This window comes from Actinacidiphila paucisporea, assembly GCF_900142575.1.
In the GTDB taxonomy this organism is placed as follows: domain Bacteria; phylum Actinomycetota; class Actinomycetes; order Streptomycetales; family Streptomycetaceae; genus Actinacidiphila; species Actinacidiphila paucisporea.
Genome location: NZ_FRBI01000010.1, coordinates 20,399 through 37,271 on the forward strand (window position 1 = coordinate 20,399; position 16,873 = coordinate 37,271).

A 16,873-nucleotide genomic window follows, 5' to 3' on the forward strand; every position below is an offset into this window, starting at 1 on the left:
GCCCGCGACGGACGGCTCCCCGGTCGCCGGTTCCTTCCCGACGCCCGATCGAGCCTCACCGACCCGGTCCAAGTGGCACTCTCACTCGGAGAGTGCTAATGCCAATGATTAGCACTCTCCCCCTGCGAGTGCAAGCGCCCCGGGCGTGGTGGAGGCGGACCCGCGGCCCCCGGAGAGCGTCCCCAACGGCGAAGGGCCACCCCTGGCGGGGGTGGCCCTACTTGGTGGCGTCGCGTCGGTGGCCGAACGCGCCCGAGCCGATCAGCCGGCCAGTCGGACCATGTCCGCCTGCGGCCCCTTCTGACCCTGCGAGATCTCGAACTCGACTCGCTGGCCTTCTTCGAGGGTGCGGTATCCGTCCATCTGTATCGCGCTGTAGTGGACGAAGACATCCGCACCACCGTCGACCGCGATGAAGCCGTAGCCCTTCTCCGCGTTGAACCACTTGACGGTGCCCTGAGCCATTCCTAACTCCCCTATTACTGGCCCTATCGCGGCCCCGCGCTCCGCGGGCCCGGGTCAGACCTCACCCCCCGTGGGAGGTGTGCGCCGGAACGCGTCGACCGCGGCTGAATGTATCTGCACGGATGCCGTCTGCAACAGGTCAATTGGACGAGAATTCTGGGCGCGACCGATCGGAAATACACCGGGAAAAAATGATAATGCGGGGCAACTCGGACCGGACATAAAGGTCCTATCGGACCAATCGCTGGTGACTTTGGCGATAAATCGCCGCAACGACTGCACAGCGCGTCTCAGGAGTGCCACTTGCCTCTGGCAACTCTATCCCGGCACAACTACCGGCCCACATGCGGGCGCCCCACCCGGGGACAGAAACAGTTCCCGGGTGGGGCGCGGGTCAAACGTCAGGGGGTCGGCGGATTCCCGTCAGACCGGAACCGGTGCCGGCTCAACCACCCGCGACCGCGGGAATGATCGACACGCTGGCACCGTCGGGGACCACCGTGGCAAGACCCTCGGAAAAGCGGACATCGTCGTCGTTGACATAGACGTTCACGAAACGGCGGAGCTTTCCGGCGTCGTCGAGAACCCGCGCGGAAATACCCGCATGATTCTTTTCCAGCGACTCGATCACCGCGGCCAGCGTCCCGCCCTCGGCCTGGACCTCGGCCTGGCCGCCGGTGTAGGTGCGGAGAATGGTGGGGATACGTACGGAAGCACTCATGCGAGGCCAGCCTCTCGGAACGCGGCAACGGTGGGGCGGATGGTCGCGGTCGGCCCGGTGGTCGGGGCCACCGCGTCCAGGGTCTTGAGGCCGTCGCCGGTGTTCAGCACGACCGTCTCGGCGGCCGGGTCGAGCTGCCCGGTCTCGATGAGCTTCTTCAGCACGCCCACGGTCACCCCGCCCGCCGTCTCACCGAAGATCCCCTCGGTGCGGGCCAGCAGCTTGATCGCGTCCACGACCTGCTCGTCGTTCACGTCCTCGATCGCGCCGCCGGTGCGCCGGGCGATGTCCAGGACGTACGGGCCGTCCGCCGGGTTGCCGATGGCAAGCGACTTGGCGATGGTGTCCGGCTTCACCGGGCGCACCACGTCGTGCCCGGCCTTGAAGGCCGCCGAGACCGGCGAGCAGCCCTCGGCCTGCGCACCGAAGATCTTGTACGGCTTGTCCTCGACCAGACCGAGCTTGATCAGCTCCTGCAGGCCCTTGTCGATCTTGGTGAGCTGCGAGCCCGACGCGATCGGGATGACCAGGTTGTCCGGCAGCCGCCAGCCGAGCTGCTCGGCGATCTCGTACGCCAGCGTCTTGGAACCCTCGCCGTAGTACGGCCGCAGGTTGACGTTGACGAAGCCCCAGCCCTCGCCGATCGGGTCGCCGATCAGCTCCGAGCAGAAACGGTTCACGTCGTCGTACGAGCCCTCGATCGCGACCAGGTCGCCGCCGTAGACCGCGGCCATCACGACCTTGCCCTGCTCCAGGTCGTGCGGGATGAACACGCACGAGCGGAAGCCGGCCCTGGCCGCCGCGGCGCCGACCGCGCCCGCCAGGTTGCCGGTCGACGAGCAGGACAGCGTCGTCAGGCCGAAGGTGCGGGCCGCCTCCAGGGCGATCGCCACGACCCGGTCCTTGAAGGAGTGCGTCGGGTTGCCGGAGTCGTCCTTCACGTACAGGCCGCCGGTCACGCCCAGCTCGCGCGCCAGGTTGTCGGCCTTGACGAGCTTGGTCCAGCCCGGGTTGAGATTCTGCTTCGCGGTGACGTCGGCGGGCACCGGCAGCAGCGGGGCGTAGCGCCAGATGTTCGCGGGCCCGGCCTCGATCCGCCGGCGCAGGTCCTCGGGGTCGCCCAGCGGCAGCTCGTAGGCCACCTCCAGCGGCCCGAAACACTCCTGGCAGGCGAACACCGGGGTCAGCGCGTAGCGGGTGCCGCACTCGCGGCACGACAGCGCGACGGCAGGCCCGAAGGAGTTCTGGTGGGGGTTGTCCGCGAAGGCGGGAGTGGTGGTGCTGGTGCCGGCGACAGTCTGCACAGCCATGGTGGCGAGGCCCTTTCTCCTCATCTTCCTCGTGGCGGACGTCGCCACAAGACGGAATTGGCACCTTCCCCACCTGACCTCGCGGTCGGCGGGAGGGTTGCCGGGGCTTCAACGGGCCGTTCCCTCTGCCCCTCTGGATGAGCGGTATGGCACCGGACGTCACAGGCCCGGGCGTTTGTTGTCACGACTCTAACCGACGACGATGGCCGTGGAGACAGTCGTCCGAACCGCGAGATGGATCACACGGGAGACACGCACGTGCTGGATGAGGTGGAGCGCTGGCTCGCCACCCGGTCCTGGTCGGCCGCCGACCGGCCGCTGGACCTGCTGCTCGCCGCCAAACGCGCGGCCGGCCCCGCGGGCACGATCAGCGTGGTCCTGCCCGCACTCGACGAGGAAGCCACCGTCGGCGAGATCGTCGGCACGATCCGCCGCGACCTGATGACCCCCGACGTGCCGCTGGTGGACGAGGTCGTCGTGGTCGACTCCGGCTCCCGCGACGCCACCGCCCGCGTCGCCGCGGACGCCGGCGCGACCGTCGTGGATCGGGACGCCGTCCTGCCGCGGGTGCCGGCCGTGTCCGGCAAGGGCGAGGTGCTGTGGCGGTCGCTGCTGGTCACCCGCGGGGAGATCATCTGCTTCATCGACGCGGACCTGCGGGAGTTCGACTCCCGCTTCGTGTCGGGGATCGTCGGGCCGCTGCTCACCGAGCCGTCGGTGCAACTGGTCAAGGCGATGTACGACCGGCCGCTGGAGACCGGCGGCACCGTCGTACCGGCCGGCGGCGGCCGCGTCACCGAACTCGTCGCCCGGCCCCTGCTCAACCTCCACTGGCCGCGGCTCGCCGGCTTCGTCCAGCCCCTCGGCGGCGAGTACGCCGCCCGGCGCTCCCTGCTGGAACGGCTCCCCTTCCCCGTCGGCTACGGCGTCGAGCTGGGCATGCTCATCGACTCCCTGGCCCTCGTCGGCCTCGACGCCCTCGGCCAGGTGGACGTCGGTGTACGCCACCACCGCCACCAGTCCGGCCAGGCGCTCGGCCGGATGGCCGCGGCCATCTACCGCACGGCCCACCTGCGCCTGGCCCGCGGCCACCTCGTCCGGCCCCGGCTCACCCAGTACGACCGCGCGTCGTCCGGCTTCGTGCCTTCGACGCATGAGGTCGACACGGAGGAACGTCCACCGATGCTGGACGTCCCCGAATACCTCCACCACCGCGCAGCCTGACCCCGCACCCCCGCGAGCCAGGGCCCCCCTCCGGGGGCGCCCCCAGGGGCGCGGGGAACTGCGCGCTCAGCCCACCACCGGCCGTCGTGTGGCGACGACCGCCACCACCCCGGGGGCGCGTGGGGGCACCTCCCAGGCGAAGCTCTGGGGGAGGATCGAACAGCCCCTTTCGGACGGTGACGACGTGCGGCCCGTCGTGGGGGCCTGGCCGTCGTCGCCACGCGACCGTCGTGGCGGGACCCCCGCGCCCCCGGGGCGCCCCCCTGCGGAAGGGAGAGGCGCTGGCTTTTGTAGCCAAAAGGCCGCCTGGGCACCCGGGCAGGTTTGAGAGCCGAAGACAATGGCAAGGTTCGGGGCATGGACGGATCTTCGCGGGCTGCCCGGATTCTGGTCGCGTCCAACCGCGGGCCGGTGGCTTACAGCGTCGGGGACGACGGCGAGCTGCGCAGCAGACGCGGGGGCGGCGGGGTCGTGTCCGGGCTGAGTGCCATCGAGTCGGACAGCGCGTCGCTGTGGGTGTGCGCCGCCCTCACCGAGGGCGACAGGGAGGCCGTGCGGCGCGGGGTCGCCGAGCCCGGTTCGCGGATGATCGCCGTCGATCCCGACGTCTTCCACGCGGCCTACAACGACATCGCCAACTCCGTGCTGTGGTTCGTGCACCACATGCTCTACCAGACCCCGCTCGAACCCGCCTTCGACCAGGACTTCCGCACCGAGTGGGCGGCCTACGAGACGTACAACGCCGCCTTCGCCGACGCCCTGGCCGAGGAGGCCGCGACCGGCGCCTCCGTGCTGGTGCAGGACTACCACCTCGCCCTGGTTCCGGCGATGCTCCGGGAGCGCCGCCCCGACCTGCGGATCGGCCACTTCTCGCACACCCCGTGGGCGCCGCCGGACTATTTCCGGCTGCTGCCCGACGACATCGCGGTCGCCCTCCTGGAGGGCATCCTCGGGGCGGACCGGGCCGCCTTCCTGACCCGGCGCTGGGCCGACGCCTTCGCCGCCTGCTGCGCCGACGTGCTGGGCGCCACCGTCTCGGCGGACGGGCGTGAGGTGACGCACCGCGGGCGTACGACCAGGCTCGGCGTGCACGGCCTCGGCGCCGACGCCGACTTCCTGCGCGAGCGCGCGCACCGCGACGACGTGGCCGAGCAGATGGCCACGCTACGGGCCGAGACCGGCCCGGGGCGGCGGCTGATCGTCCGGGTGGACCGCACCGAGCTGTCGAAGAACATCGTGCGCGGCCTGTACGCGTACCGCAGGCTGCTCACCGACCGGCCCGGCTGGCGCAGCCGGGTGGTGCACGTGGCGTTCGCCTATCCCTCGCGCCAGGATCTGGCGGTCTACCGCGAGTACACGCAGGAGGTCGCCCGGGTCGCCGAGGAGATCAACGCGGAGTTCGGCACCGCCGACTGGCAGCCGGTGCTGCTCAAGGTCGACGACGACTTCGCGCGCTCGCTCGCGGCGTACCGCCTCGCGGACGTGGCGCTGGTCAACCCCATCAGGGACGGCATGAACCTGGTCGCCAAGGAGATGCCGGTGGTGTCCGACAACGGCGTCGCCCTGGTGCTGTCCCGCGAGGCGGGTGCCTTCGAGGAGCTGGGCGACGACGCGATCGTCGTCAACCCCTACGACGTCAGCGCCACGGCCGAGGCGCTGAACACCGCGCTCACCCTCCCGGACGCGGAACGCGCCGACCGCACCAAGCGCCTCGCGGCGGCCGCCACCGCCCTGCCGCCGACGCAGTGGTTCCTCGACCAGCTCGGCGCGCTGGAAGCCTAGGGCCTGTCAGGGCCGGCGGTGATCGCGTCGGCGATGGCGTCGAGCAGCGCCACGACGCCCGCCGGGCCCGGGACGACCAGGTCGGCCTGCGAGATCAGCTCTTCGGGCGAGTCGGTGGCGCCCGCGCTGGCCACCAGCAGGCCCGGCAGGCCCTCCTTGCGCAGTTCGTGCACCGCCGCGAAGGCGGCGAGGTCGCCCAGGTCGTCACCGCCGTAGAGGACGCAGCCCGCGTCCACCTCGCGCAGATACGCCGCCAGTGCCACGCCCTTGTCCACGCCCGGCGGCCGCAGCTCCAGGACGTAGCGGCCCGGCTCGACCATCAGGCCGTGGTGCGCGGCCAGTTCGGACAGCGGGGTGCGCAGCGCCTCGAACGCGGCGTCCGGGTCCTCGGTGCGGCGGGTGTGGACGGCCACCGCACGGCCGCCCTTGTCCTCGATCCAGGTGCCCTGCCAGGCGCCGTTGCGGTCCAGGAAGCCGGGCAGCTCCGCGCGGACCGCGGTCACGCCGGGGTGGGCCCCGGCGTTGTGCATCTCCGCCGTGTGCGCGTCCCAGCGCTCCGCGCCGTAATGGCCCAGCACGACCAGGTGGTCGAGCGCCGCCACACCGGCGAAGCCGCCGTATCGCACCGCCACGCCGGCCGGGCGGCCCGTCACGACCGCCACCGCCGCGACGTGCGGCGCGAGCCGCGCCAGCGCCGGGACCGCGCCCGGGTGGGCGCGGGCCTGCTCGGGATCGGCCACGATCGGCGCCAGCGTGCCGTCGAAGTCGAGCGCGACCACCGCGCGGTGCGGCTGCGCCAGCAGGGCGGCAAGGCCTTCTTTGCCCTCGGGGGTGGTGGGCGTCGGGATCTCCGCAGAAGCCATGGGTCCGACCTTACCGCCGTGCTTCCGGGCGCATGCCCGGCGCACGGTTTTCCCCCGGCGCGGGGGGAGCTCGCGGATGAGCCGCGGCCCGGGGGGGGTGCCCCTTGCGGGGCGTTGCTTGGGCGCGGGTGCGTCGTGGTTGCGCGCTTCGTTCTCCCCCAGAGCTTCGCCTGGGGTGCTCCCACGCGCCCCCAGGGGGATCGGGTCAGGGGTGGAGGAGGTTGGTGCAGGTGGGGGTGAGGGGGGTTGTGGACCAGGTGAAGTCGCCCAGGGCGCCGCGGGCGGTCAGGGTGGCGGCTTCGGTGGCGGTGGAGAGGGCGCGGACGTAGGTCGCGGGGGCGGTGGTGGCGAGGGAGAGGGGTGGGCGGGGAGCGTGGAGGCCGAGGGCGAGGAGGGCGGTGCGTTGGGGGGTCGGGGTGGCGCCGGGGAGGGAGTCGGCGGCGACGTGGGCCGTCAGGTCGCAGGTGCCGTCGGGGACGGGAGGGACCTGGCGCCCGGCGCGGTAGCCGGTGAGGGTGCCGTAGGGGGGCCGGTCGGCCAGGACGTGGCAATAGTCCACGGCGACCGCGAGCCCCGCGGCCAGCGACCCGGTGGCGGCGGCCCACGCCTCGTCCCGGGGCCGCCCGATCTCAGCCCGTGAACCGGGCAGGAGGGGAGGCCACCAGCGGCGCAGCCATTCCGCGTCGGCTCCGTCCACTTCCGCGCCGAGCCGCTCGGCCCCGTCCGAGGGACGGACCTCGACGTAGCGGACGGCACCGTCCTCGTCCGCCTCGGCGACAGCCAGTGGCACATTGTCGAGCCATTCGTTGGCGAAGAGCAGGCCCCGTCCATTGCGGGGCGGCGCGTCCGCCCAGGTGATGCGGGGGTCGAGCCCGGACGGGCGCGGGGAGAGGTCGACGGCGTACGGGCGCAGGCGCGCGGCGACCTCGGGCGGAAGCGCGGTGATCACGCCGGCGCACAGTTCTCCGCCCCCCGCGGCCATGTCGGTGAAGGTCAGCTCCGCGGGGTGGCCGAGGGCGGTGTCGACGCGGCACAGCAACTCGGCCACGGCCCGGGCGTAGAGCGGCGAGACGTGCACCGACGTGCGGAAGTGCCCGGCGGGGCGCTCGCGCAGGAAGAAGCCGTCGGGACCGTAGAGCGCCCGCTGCATCGCCGCCCGCCACGGCAGCCACTGCGGGGTGGGGCTGGTCACAGGGAACCTTCCTGACCTGGAGTTGCGTCCTAGGGCTGGGCGCTGTGCCGCCCGGGGCCGGTAGGGTTCCGGAATACCACAGTGTGGCGGATGTGCGGCAAGGCAGTACGAGGGAGTGGACAGCGATGACGGCCGGACAGGACGGCACGCCGGAGAACGACGACCCGTTCGGGTACCTCTACCGGGCCGAGGACGGCGGCGAGCAGCCGGCGGCGCCACGCGCCTCGTACAACCAGGTGCAGCGGGTCGGCGAGCGGCGCCCGCAGCAGCAGGGCGGCGGGTACGGCTACCCGCCCCAGCAGCAGACTCAGCAGCAGGGCGGCTACGGCTACCCGCAGCAGACGCAGCAGACTCAGCAGCAGTCGTACGGCTACGACCAGGGCCAGCAGCCCCAGGGCGGCCAGCGGCAGTACGCGCCGCCGCAGCAGCAGCCGGGTGAGGGCGGCGGGCGCCGGGGCGCGGGGCCGGGCCACGGCGGCGGCGACGCGCCCAACCGCAAGGGCCTGCTCATCGCGGCCGTCGCGGTGGTGGTCGCGGTGGCCATCGGCATCGGCATCGCCATGAGCCAGGGCGACGGCAAGCCCGACAAGGCGGCCGACAACAAGCCGACCACGCCCGCGGTCACCAATTCCGCGCCCACGACGGAGCCGACGCCCTCCGCGTCGCCGTCGCAGTTCGCGTCGGACAAGGTCGACGCCTCGACCTTCGCCCTGGCCGGACCGGCCGCGAAGAGCACCCAGTGGCCGGGGGCGAACGCCGCGGGCGGCACGTACGTCGACGGCATGGGCCAGCCGGGCGCCAGCGCGACCTGGACGGTGACGGTGCCGGAGGACGGCGACTACACCTTCTTCATCAGCTACGGCAACGCCGGCCCCGACGCGACGCTGTCGCTCTCCGTCGACGGCAAGATGCGCACGTCCCCGGTGAAGCTCAAGAACTACGGGTCGTACACCGACTGGTCGAAGGCCTGGGACAACACGACCTACGCCTACGTCAACCTCACCAAGGGCGACAACACCCTCCAGCTGTCCTTCCAGCCGGGCGACACCGGCGGGGTCAACCTGGACCAGGTGTGGCTCAAGCAGGGTCAGGTCAAGAAGTAGCCGGCACGACCTCGACGCGCGGCAGCAGGTCGGCGTAGGCGGCCGGGTCGTACTCGCCCGCCGCCGGGGCCAGGACGGTCGCCGCCGACAGGGCCACCGCGCGGGCGAGCCTGGCCGGCCAGGGCAGGCCCTCGGCGAGGCCGGACAGCAGGCCGGCGACAGCGGAGTCGCCGGCGCCGGTGGGATTGCCGGTCAGCCGGACCGGCGGGGCGGCCCGCCAGCCGCCGTCCCCGGCCAGGACGAGCATGCCGTCCGCGCCCAGTGACGCCGCCACCGCCCGCGCCCCGCGCCTGCGGGCGTCCCGCGCGGCCCGCTCGGGCTCGGCGAAGCCGGTGAGGCCGGCGAGCTCGCCGGCGTTCGGCTTGAGCAGGTCGGGCCTCGCGGCCAGGCCGCGCCGCAGTGCGGGTCCCTCGGCGTCCAGCAGCACGTATACGCCCGCGGCGCGGGCCTCCCGTATCAGCTCCGCATACGCCCCGATCGGCACGCCGGGCGGCAGGCTGCCGCACAGTGCCACGGCGTCGGCGCCGGCCGCCAGCATGTCGCGGTACGCGGTCAGCAGGGCCTGCCACTCGCCCGCGCCGACGGTGGGGCCCGGCTCGTTGAACTGCGTGGCCCCGCGCCCCCGCCCGTCCACCACCCCGACGGTGCGGCGCGTCTTCCCGGCTATCGGCACGAGGGCGTCCGTGAGGCGGCCGGCGTAGGTGGCCGCGGCCAATTGCCGCCGCACCTCTTCGCCCGCCGGGCCCCCGGCGAATCCGGTCACGGCGACCGGGTGGCCGAGTGCGGCCAGCACGCGGGCGACGTTGAGCCCCTTGCCGCCGGGGCGCTCGACGGCTTCCACCACCCGGTGCGAAGCCTGTGGCACCAGGGCGGGGACGTGGTAGGTGACGTCCAACGCGACGTTGAGCGTGACAGTGATGATCACCCCCCGATCATCCCGCACCTTCCCCTGCCCCGGTGACGGCCCCAGCCCACCACCCGCCGGTGGTCCGGGGCGAACCGAGCAGCCCCTCCCGGCCGACGACGACGTGCAGCCCGTCAACGGCCGGCCGCGCAGTTCCCCGCGCCCCCCAGGGCGCCCCCCAGGGGCGCGGGGAACTGCGCGCGCAACCCACCACCCGCCGGTGGTCCGGGGCGAACCGAACAACCCCTCCCGGCCGGTGACGACGTGCAGCCCGTCAACCGCCGGCCGCGCCCCCGGGGGTGGGGGGGAAGCGCGGCGTCAGGGGCGGATCAGCCACTCGCCTTGGCGCATCACGCCCACCACGTCATACGCCTCGTCCAGGACGACGAGGTCCGCGGATTTGCCGGGTTCGATCGTGCCGATCCGGTCGGCGAGGCCGATGAGGCGGGCGGGGTTGGTGGAGACGGCGCGGACGGTGTCGGGGAGGGAGAGGCCGTCGAGGGTGACGGCGCGTTTGAAGGCGGTGTCCATCGTCAGGGTGGAGCCGGCGATGGAGCCGCCCTCGACGAGGCGGGCGACGCCCTTGAGGACCTCGACCTTGAGGGGGCCGAGGTCGTAGAGGCCGTCGCCGAAGCCGGCCGCGTCCATCGCGTCGGTGATGAAGGCGACGCGGGCGGCGCCGGCGGTGCCGAAGGCGAGTTCGAGCACGGCAGGGTGCAGGTGGGTGCCGTCGTTGATGAGTTCGACGGTGACCCGCTCGTCTTCGAGGAGCGCCGCGATCGGCCCGGGGGCCCGGTGGCCGAGCGGCGGCATGGCGTTGAAGAGGTGGGTGGCGACCGTCGCCCCCGCCTCGATCGCCTCGACCGTCTGCTCGTACGTGGCGTCGGTGTGCCCGATCGCGGCGATCACGCCGGAATCGGCGAGCAGGCGTACGGAGTCGATGCCGCCGGGCAGTTCGGCCGCGAGGGTGACCATCTTCGTGGCACCGCGCCCCGCTTCGACGAGCTTGCGCACGTCGGCCGGGTCGGGGTGGCGCAGCAGGCCCTCGTCGTGGGCGCCTTTGCGGCAGGGGGAGATGAACGGGCCCTCGTAGTGGATGCCGGCGATCTCGCCCTGCTCCACGAGTTCCGAGAGCAGGCCGGCCTGCCGGATCAGCGCGTCCATCGTCTCGGTGACCGTGGAGGCGACCAGGGTGGTCGTGCCGTGCTCGCGGTGGGTGCGTACGCCGGTGAGGACGTCCTCGGCGGTGCCGGAGGTGAAGGACGCGCCGCCGCCGCCGTGGTTGTGGATGTCGACGAAGCCGGGGACGACGGTGTGGCCCGCGGACAGGTCGACCACCACGTCGTCGGGCAGCGGCCCGGTCTCCGCGGCGATACGCGAGCCCTCGACCGCGACCCGGCCGCCTTCCACCACGCCCGAGGGCAGGACCACACGGGCCCCCGCCAGGACCGTGCGCTGCGTTGTCGTTACGGGGGCCATCAGGCGGATACCTCCACGGAGAGTAGATCCCAGGCGAGCAGGCCGGCGCCCAGGCATCCAGCGGTGTCGCCGAGGGCGGCGGGGACGATGAGGGGGAGCTTCTGGAAGGTCACGCGCGCCTCGACGGCCGCCCGCAGCGGGCCGAAGAGGGTGTCGCCGGCTTCCGCGAGGCCGCCGCCGATGATGAGCAGCCGGGGGTCGAGCAGGGTGATGCCGGTGACCAGGCCGGCGGCCAGCGCGTCGAGCGCGTCCCGCCAGACCTCGATGGCGCGCGGGTCGCCGGCCTCGACGGCGCGGGCGCAGTCCGCCGCGTCGGCCGAGGGGTCGCCGCAGGCCGCGGCCCAGGCGCGGGAGACGGCGGCGGCGGAGGCCAGCACTTCCATGCAGCCGTGCTGCCCGCAGCCGCACTCGGGGCCGCCGGGGCGTACGACGACGTGGCCGAGTTCGCCGGCGCAGCCGTGCGCGCCGGCCTCGATGCGGCCCTCGATGCCGATGGCGCCGGCGATGCCGGTGCCCAGCGCCAGGAAGAGGAAGCGGTCGGTGCCCCGCCCGGCGCCGATCCGGCCCTCGGCGAGGCCGCCGGTGCGTACGTCGTGGCCCAGGGCGACGGGGACGCCGCCGAGCCGCTCGGACAGCAGCGCCCGCAGCGGGACGTCCTTCCAGCCGAGGTTGGCGGCGTAGGCGGCGATGCCGTTGACGTCGTCGACGATGCCCGGGACGGCGACGCCCGCGGCCGCGGCGGCCTCGCCGTACTCCCGTATCCCGTGGGCGCGCAGGTCCGCGGCGAAGTCCAGGATCGCGGTCACGACGGCGTCCGGGCCGCGCTCCCTGCCGGTGGGTCTGCGGTCCTCGTGCAGGAGGGTGCCGTCGGCTGCGACCAGGGCTGCCTTCATCCCGGTGCCGCCCACATCAAGGGCGATGACATGTCTCACGGGGGACAGTCTCGCGGGTAACCCCGCTAAAGGTCTAGTCCACTCGTCGAGGAAGATCGGTGGCACGGCACACCATCGGCCGCGACAAGGTGGCCCCACCCGCTGAACAACCGATTCCGGTGGTGGTGTAGACCTTGGGTGAACCTGTGGGGAAGACTCTGCGCTTCCGCGGACATTCCATCCTCGAAGGCGGTAAATCTGCATGAGCGTGCAGCGACGAAGACTTGTCAGCCTGATGGCGGCCGGACTCGGTGCGGTACTCGCCGCAAGCGTCCTCAGCGGCTGCGGCGCGGCGTCGTCGGGCAGCAAGAACGTCACCTTGCACCTGGTCGCCGCTGACTACGGCGACCCGAAGACGGGCAACAGCTCGACGGCGTACTGGAACGACCTCGTCAAGTCCTTCGAGCAGAAGAACCCGGACATCACGGTCGACGTCCAGGTCGTCGACTGGGACCACGTGGACGACAAGGTCAGCGCGATGGTCAAGGCGGGCAAGGCGCCGGACCTCGCGCAGATCGGCTCCTACGCCGACTACGCCGCCAAGGGCCTGCTCTACAGCGCCGACGACATCTTCACCGTCAGCATGCAGGCCGACTTCATCCCGTCGCTGGTCAAGGCCGGTTCCGTCAACCGGGTGCAGTACGGCATACCGTGGGCGTCCAGCTCGCGGCTCTTCTTCTACAACAAGGCCCTGTTCAAGGACGCCGGCATCAAGCACCCGCCGACCACCTGGGCGCAGCTCGCGCACGACGCGGCCAAGCTCAAGGAGAACGGCGTCAAGGTGCCCTACGGGCTGCCGCTCGGTACGGAGGAGGCGCAGGCCGAGTCCCTGATGTGGATGCTGGGCGCGGGCGGCGGCTACACCGACGCGGTCAACGGCTACAGCTTCTCCTCCAACGAGAACGTCGCCGCCTTCAGCTGGCTGAAGGACAACCTCGTCGCGAAGGGCCTCACCGGCCCCGGCGACCCCGCGACGACCAACCGCCGTACCGTCTTCACCGACTTCCTGGCCGGCAACGCCGGCATGATCAACGGCCACCCCACGCTGCTCGCCCAGGCGAAGGCCGCGCACATCGACGTCGGCGTCGCCGCGCTGCCCGGCCAGAACGGCGCACTGCCCGACACGCTCGGCGTCGCCGACTGGATGATGGCCTTCAAGCAGAAGGACGACCACCTCGCGGCGGACAGCGCCTTCCTGCGGTACGTCTACAGTTCGGAGAACTCGCTGCGCTTCCTGGACCAGTACGGTCTGCTGCCGGTGACCACGACCGCGTCGCAGGCGATGGAGCGCAACCCCAAGGACAAGGACATGCTCCAGTTCCTCGACCGGCTGCCCGACGCGGCCTTCTACCCGGTCAACAAGACGTCCTGGGGCGCGGTCAGCGACCAGGTGAAGAAGTCGATCGGCGCCGCCGTCCACGGCTCTCCCGCGCAGGTGCTCGGCACATTGCAGCGGTTCGCCGTGGCGCAGGGCGGGAACTAGCCCTCTCGTGAGCGAGCCCGAGCTGTCGCAACGGGACCGGGACATCCTGGACTTCGCGTCCAGGTCGTGGACCGGTCCCGGTGCGCGCGACCGCGCCGTCCGCGAACGCCTCGGCATATCGCCGACGGCTTACCTCCAGTTCCTGAACGCCCTGCTGGACGACCCGCGCGCACTGGCCTACGCGCCCACCACGATCAACCGCCTGCGCGCTGCCCGCGACCAGCGCCGCGGGCAGCGCTGACGGATCAGCGGGCGCACGCGGGCCGGGTCAGGCCAGGCTCGCGAGGACGCGTCGTTCGACGGCGGGGTCGAGGCCGAGGGCGGGCCGGTCGGGGCGCTGCGGGGGCGGGCCCGGCAGGGACCGGAGCCAGGACCAGGTGTCGGCGACGGTCTCGGTGACGTCACGGCACGTCAGCCCGGCGCGGACGGCCCTGCCGACGTTCGAGCAGTGCATGGCGTCGTGCATGACCCCCGGCGGCAGCCAGACGGGGAGATCCGTCCACGGCTCGACACCGGCCGAGACGACGGCCTCGGGTTCGGCCCAGACGAATTCCGCGTCCCCGCCGGTGACGTCCGCGCAGGCGCCGAGCAGCGCCCCCATGGTCGTGTGCCCCGGCGGACTGACCAGGTTGTACGGCCCGCCGAGGCCCGCGGCCACCGCGTCCAGCGTCCACCCCGCGAGGTCGCGCGCGTCGATGTACTGCAGGGGCAGGTCCCGCGGCCCCGGCGCGAGGACGCGGCCGCCGCGGGCGACCCGGTGGAGCCACCACGGCAGGCGGCCGACGTCCTCGTACGGCCCGAGGATCAGCCCGGCCCGCACCAGCAGCGCGGCGTCACCGTAGGCCGCGACCGCGGCCAGCTCGCCGCCGCGCTTGTGCTGGGCGTAGTCCCCGTCGCCGCCTTCGACCACGGGGGCGTCCTCGTCGGCCCCCGCGGGGGCGGGGTAGGCGTAGACCGACCGGCTGGACACGTACGCGTACCGCCCCACCCGGCCCTGCAAGGCGCGGGCCGACGCCGCAACGGCGCCCGGCGCCGCCGACCAGGTGTCGACGACGGCGTCCCACTCCCCCGCGGCCAGCTCCGCGAGGTCCCCCTCGCGGTCCCCCAGCCTGACGTGCGCCACGCCCTCGGGCACGCCGCCCCGCCCCCGGTGGAAGACGGTCACCTCCCATCCGCGCCGCACCGCGTCCTCTGCCACGGCCCGCCCGACAAACCCCGTCCCGCCCAGCATCAGCAATCTCATCCCCTCACGATGCCCCCGCCGTGCCGTCCGCAGGCCCCACGGGGCTCATGCCCTCCGCGAACACCGCCCCCCGCGGGCGGGTGGGCGGTTCCTGAGAGGATGGGCGTATGACGGAGACCACGATCGGCATCGGCGGCGCGGCCGAGGGCACCGACATGGTGCTGAACATCGGCCCCCAGCACCCCTCCACGCACGGAGTGCTGCGGCTGCGCCTGGTGCTGGACGGCGAGCGGATCCGGTCCGCGGAGCCGATCATCGGCTACATGCACCGCGGCGCCGAGAAGCTGTTCGAGGCGCGCGACTACCGCCAGATCATCATGCTGGCGAACCGCCACGACTGGCTCTCCGCCTTCTCCAACGAACTCGGCGTCGTGCTCGCCGTCGAGCGCATGCTCGGCATGGAGGTGCCGGAGCGGGCCGTGTGGACGCGGACGCTGCTCGCCGAGCTGAACCGGGTGCTGAACCACCTGATGTTCCTCGGCTCGTATCCGCTGGAGCTGGGCGGGATCACGCCGATCTTCTACGCCTTCACCGAGCGCGAGGAACTGCAGCAGGTGATGGAGGAGGTCTCCGGCGGGCGGATGCACTACATGTTCAACCGGGTGGGCGGCCTCAAGGAGGACCTGCCGAACGGCTGGACCGGGCGGGCGCGGGCGACGGTGGCCAGGGTGCGGGCGCAGATGGGGCGTATCGACGACCTCGTCCTGGGCAACGAGATCTTCCGCGGCAGGACCCGCGGCGTCGGCGTGCTCTCGCAGCGCGACGTGCACGGCTTCGGGGTGAGCGGGCCGATCGCCCGCGCCTCGGGCGTGGACTTCGACCTGCGCAGGGACGAGCCGTACCTGGCGTACGGGGAGCTGGGCGGCGCCCTGCGGGTGGTGACGCGGACCGAGGGCGACTGCCTGGCCCGCTTCGAGGTGCTGCTCGAACAGACCCACGTGGCCCTGGACATCGCGGACGCGTGCCTGGACCGGCTGGCGGAGCTGCCGCCGGGGCCGATCAACCAGCGGCTGCCGAAGGTGCTCAAGGCCCCGGAGGGCCACACCTACGCCTGGACGGAGAATCCGCTCGGCCTGAACGGCTACTACCTGGTCTCGAAGGGCGAGAAGACCCCGCACCGCCTCAAGCTGCGCTCGGCGTCGTTCAACAACATCCAGGCGCTGACCGTGCTGCTGCCCGGCACCCTGGTGGCGGACATGGTCGCCATCCTCGGCTCGATGTTCTTCGTCGTCGGCGACGTCGACAAGTAGGCCGGCGGCTCGTCACATCGCCGGTGTCCGGCGCGTCAGAGCGACGACGGACCGCGACGGAGGAATGTGACCGATGAACGACGAGCTCCTGGCCGAACGATTCCAGTCCAACCGCAGCCACCTGCGCGCGGTGGCCTACCGCATGCTGGGCTCGGCGACGGAGGCGGACGACGCCGTCCAGGAGGCCTGGCTGCGGCTCAGCCGCTCCGACAGCGGCGAGGTCGCGAACCTCGCCGGGTGGCTCACCACCGTCGTCGGGCGGGTCTGCCTGGACATGCTGCGCTCCCGCAGGTCCCGGCGCGAGGAGCCGCTCGCGGCCGTACCCGAGCCGGGGGCCGCCGACCCCGAGCAGGAGGCGATGCTCGCCGACTCGGTCGGCATCGCGCTGCTCGTGGTGCTGGAGACGCTGGACCCGGCGGAGCGGCTGGCCTTCGTGCTGCACGACATGTTCGCGGTGCCCTTCGACGACATCGCGCCGATCGTGGACCGTACGCCGACCGCCGCGCGGCAGCTGGCCAGTCGCGCGCGGCGCCGCGTGCAGGGCGCGCCCGTCGCCGCGGAACCGGATCTCGCCCTCCAGCGGCAGGTCGTCAGCGCCTTCCTCACCGCCTCGCGGGAAGGGGACTTCGAGGCGCTGGTCGCCGTCCTCGACCCCGACGCGGTCGTCCGCACGGACGCGGCCGGGGTGCCGGTGACGCGGGGGGCGACCGCAGTCGCGCGCAATGCCGCCACGTTCGCGACGTCCGCCGTCGAGGCCTACCTGGCCCTCGTCGACGGCGCCGTCGGCATCGTCGCGGAGGCCGGCACGCCCGCGCACCGCGTCCTGGTCTTCACGATCGCCGCGGGACGCGTCCGCACGGTCGACATCCTCACCTCACCCGCGGCCCTCTCCACCCTGGCGGTGGAACGCCTCCCCTAGGGC

At 72.8% G+C, this 16,873-nt stretch carries 16 protein-coding genes and 1 riboswitch; of the genes, 7 read left to right on the forward strand and 9 right to left on the reverse strand.

Annotated elements, in window-relative coordinates:
* Window positions 1-261: 261 nt before the first annotated feature.
* The 3 genes from BUE44_RS16690 to thrC form a co-directional block, all read right to left on the reverse strand.
* A complete protein-coding gene (locus BUE44_RS16690; RefSeq protein WP_009339379.1) occupies window positions 262-465 on the reverse strand; it encodes a cold-shock protein in 204 nt (67 codons plus the stop codon).
* A 445-nt stretch (window positions 466-910) separates the two neighbouring features.
* The gene (locus tag BUE44_RS16695; RefSeq protein ID WP_073499076.1) at window positions 911-1,186 is read right to left on the reverse strand and encodes a MoaD/ThiS family protein; all 276 of its coding nucleotides are present in this window, start codon (window positions 1,184-1,186) and stop codon (window positions 911-913) included.
* Entirely contained in the window at window positions 1,183-2,520 is a 1,338-nt protein-coding gene (gene thrC / locus BUE44_RS16700; RefSeq protein WP_073499079.1) for a threonine synthase, read from the reverse strand. The genes BUE44_RS16695 and thrC overlap by 4 nt, the downstream gene beginning before the upstream one ends.
* Window positions 2,514-2,640: riboswitch (SAM riboswitch) on the reverse strand. Its footprint overlaps the gene before it by 7 nt.
* 114 nt (window positions 2,641-2,754) lie before the next feature.
* On the opposite strand from thrC, the gene BUE44_RS16705 reads away from it, so the two are divergent.
* Both BUE44_RS16705 and BUE44_RS16710 read left to right on the forward strand, forming a co-directional pair.
* Window positions 2,755-3,720, forward strand: coding sequence for a glucosyl-3-phosphoglycerate synthase (locus BUE44_RS16705; RefSeq protein WP_073499081.1), 966 nt, complete (start codon window positions 2,755-2,757; stop codon window positions 3,718-3,720).
* Window positions 3,721-4,077: 357 nt separating this feature from the next.
* The gene (locus BUE44_RS16710; protein ID WP_073499083.1) at window positions 4,078-5,502 is read left to right on the forward strand and encodes an alpha,alpha-trehalose-phosphate synthase (UDP-forming); all 1,425 of its coding nucleotides are present in this window, start codon (window positions 4,078-4,080) and stop codon (window positions 5,500-5,502) included.
* Here the strand turns inward: BUE44_RS16710 and otsB are convergent.
* Both otsB and BUE44_RS16720 read right to left on the reverse strand, forming a co-directional pair.
* Window positions 5,499-6,365 carry a trehalose-phosphatase gene (gene otsB / locus BUE44_RS16715; RefSeq protein WP_073499085.1) on the reverse strand — a complete coding sequence of 289 codons (867 nt, stop codon included), beginning with the start codon at window positions 6,363-6,365 and terminating at the stop codon, window positions 5,499-5,501. The two genes, BUE44_RS16710 and otsB, sit on opposite strands and share 4 nt — an antisense overlap.
* Window positions 6,366-6,570: 205 nt before the next feature.
* On the reverse strand, window positions 6,571-7,515 hold the full coding sequence (locus BUE44_RS16720; protein ID WP_073499430.1) for an SAM-dependent methyltransferase: 945 nt from the start codon (window positions 7,513-7,515) through the stop codon (window positions 6,571-6,573).
* A 167-nt stretch (window positions 7,516-7,682) separates the two neighbouring features.
* On the opposite strand from BUE44_RS16720, the gene BUE44_RS16725 reads away from it, so the two are divergent.
* Window positions 7,683-8,660, forward strand: coding sequence for a carbohydrate-binding protein (locus tag BUE44_RS16725; RefSeq protein ID WP_073499087.1), 978 nt, complete (start codon window positions 7,683-7,685; stop codon window positions 8,658-8,660).
* On the opposite strand, the gene BUE44_RS16730 is transcribed toward BUE44_RS16725, so the two are convergent.
* The 3 genes from BUE44_RS16730 to BUE44_RS16740 all read right to left on the reverse strand — a co-directional run bounded on the left by BUE44_RS16730 (window position 8,650) and on the right by BUE44_RS16740 (window position 11,975).
* Entirely contained in the window at window positions 8,650-9,585 is a 936-nt protein-coding gene (locus BUE44_RS16730) for a 1-phosphofructokinase family hexose kinase (protein WP_073499089.1), read from the reverse strand. The genes BUE44_RS16725 and BUE44_RS16730 overlap by 11 nt on opposite strands.
* Window positions 9,586-9,882: 297 nt before the next feature.
* Complete coding sequence (gene nagA / locus BUE44_RS16735; RefSeq protein WP_073499091.1) at window positions 9,883-11,043, reverse strand: N-acetylglucosamine-6-phosphate deacetylase; 1,161 nt, start codon at window positions 11,041-11,043, stop codon at window positions 9,883-9,885.
* Entirely contained in the window at window positions 11,043-11,975 is a 933-nt protein-coding gene (locus BUE44_RS16740) for an ROK family protein (RefSeq protein WP_073499093.1), read from the reverse strand. The genes nagA and BUE44_RS16740 overlap by 1 nt, the downstream gene beginning before the upstream one ends.
* Before the next feature lie 202 nt (window positions 11,976-12,177).
* Here BUE44_RS16740 and BUE44_RS16745 point away from each other — a divergent pair, with 202 nt between their 5' ends.
* Both BUE44_RS16745 and BUE44_RS16750 read left to right on the forward strand, forming a co-directional pair.
* Window positions 12,178-13,458, forward strand: coding sequence for an extracellular solute-binding protein (locus BUE44_RS16745; RefSeq protein ID WP_200804442.1), 1,281 nt, complete (start codon window positions 12,178-12,180; stop codon window positions 13,456-13,458).
* A 7-nt stretch (window positions 13,459-13,465) separates the two neighbouring features.
* Entirely contained in the window at window positions 13,466-13,699 is a 234-nt protein-coding gene (locus BUE44_RS16750) for a DUF3263 domain-containing protein (RefSeq protein ID WP_073499095.1), read from the forward strand.
* A gap of 27 nt (window positions 13,700-13,726) precedes the next feature.
* Here BUE44_RS16750 and BUE44_RS16755 read toward each other — a convergent pair whose 3' ends face one another.
* Window positions 13,727-14,701, reverse strand: coding sequence for an NAD-dependent epimerase/dehydratase family protein (locus tag BUE44_RS16755; RefSeq protein ID WP_073499097.1), 975 nt, complete (start codon window positions 14,699-14,701; stop codon window positions 13,727-13,729).
* A gap of 107 nt (window positions 14,702-14,808) precedes the next feature.
* On the opposite strand from BUE44_RS16755, the gene BUE44_RS16760 reads away from it, so the two are divergent.
* Window positions 14,809-15,951 (forward strand): NADH-quinone oxidoreductase subunit D, encoded by a 1,143-nt coding sequence (locus BUE44_RS16760; RefSeq protein WP_073499099.1) that lies wholly within the window; start codon window positions 14,809-14,811, stop codon window positions 15,949-15,951.
* A gap of 73 nt (window positions 15,952-16,024) precedes the next feature.
* The gene (locus BUE44_RS16765) at window positions 16,025-16,870 is read left to right on the forward strand and encodes a sigma-70 family RNA polymerase sigma factor (protein WP_073499101.1); all 846 of its coding nucleotides are present in this window, start codon (window positions 16,025-16,027) and stop codon (window positions 16,868-16,870) included.
* Window positions 16,871-16,873 lie beyond the last annotated feature (3 nt).

Coding starts and splice junctions, on each gene's coding strand:
- BUE44_RS16690 (WP_009339379.1), bottom strand. CDS start 465: ATGGCTCAGGGCACCGTCAAGTGGTTCAACGCGGAGAAGGGCTACGGC.
- BUE44_RS16695 (WP_073499076.1), bottom strand. CDS start 1,186: ATGAGTGCTTCCGTACGTATCCCCACCATTCTCCGCACCTACACCGGC.
- thrC (WP_073499079.1), bottom strand. CDS start 2,520: ATGAGGAGAAAGGGCCTCGCCACCATGGCTGTGCAGACTGTCGCCGGC.
- BUE44_RS16710 (WP_073499083.1), top strand. CDS start 4,078: ATGGACGGATCTTCGCGGGCTGCCCGGATTCTGGTCGCGTCCAACCGC.
- otsB (WP_073499085.1), bottom strand. CDS start 6,365: ATGGCTTCTGCGGAGATCCCGACGCCCACCACCCCCGAGGGCAAAGAA.
- BUE44_RS16720 (WP_073499430.1), bottom strand. CDS start 7,515: ATGCAGCGGGCGCTCTACGGTCCCGACGGCTTCTTCCTGCGCGAGCGC.
- BUE44_RS16725 (WP_073499087.1), top strand. CDS start 7,683: ATGACGGCCGGACAGGACGGCACGCCGGAGAACGACGACCCGTTCGGG.
- nagA (WP_073499091.1), bottom strand. CDS start 11,043: ATGGCCCCCGTAACGACAACGCAGCGCACGGTCCTGGCGGGGGCCCGT.
- BUE44_RS16745 (WP_200804442.1), top strand. CDS start 12,178: ATGAGCGTGCAGCGACGAAGACTTGTCAGCCTGATGGCGGCCGGACTC.
- BUE44_RS16755 (WP_073499097.1), bottom strand. CDS start 14,701: ATGAGATTGCTGATGCTGGGCGGGACGGGGTTTGTCGGGCGGGCCGTG.
- BUE44_RS16760 (WP_073499099.1), top strand. CDS start 14,809: ATGACGGAGACCACGATCGGCATCGGCGGCGCGGCCGAGGGCACCGAC.
- BUE44_RS16765 (WP_073499101.1), top strand. CDS start 16,025: ATGAACGACGAGCTCCTGGCCGAACGATTCCAGTCCAACCGCAGCCAC.